The sequence below is a fragment of the Shewanella sp. S1-58-MNA-CIBAN-0166 genome, from assembly GCF_040310085.1.
Lineage (GTDB): Bacteria > Pseudomonadota > Gammaproteobacteria > Enterobacterales > Shewanellaceae > Shewanella.
In genome coordinates, this window is sequence record NZ_JBEOPN010000149.1 from 1 (window position 1) to 265 (window position 265).

Here is a 265-nt window from a genome sequence, read left to right on the forward strand (position 1 = left end):
GGATGCATCAGGTTTTCAACGGAGAGGATTTCATCGAGTTCTTCAACTGTTAGTAAGCCTCGTTCTAGCACCACTTCACGAACATTTTTACCCGTTTGGGCACAAATCTTTCCGATAATGTCGCCTTCATGGTGACCGATGAACGGATTAAGATAGGTAACGATGCCAATTGAATTTAATACATGATTCATACAGACATCAGGATTGGCTGTGATCCCTTCAACACACTTCTCACGCAGTGCGATACAGGCATTCCCCATAAGGC

The 265-nt window shown here is 44.2% G+C and carries 1 pseudogene; it reads right to left on the reverse strand.

What is annotated here, in order from left to right:
- Positions 1 to 265: pseudogene (aspA, locus tag AAEY99_RS21480) on the reverse strand (aspartate ammonia-lyase); the annotation flags it as partial.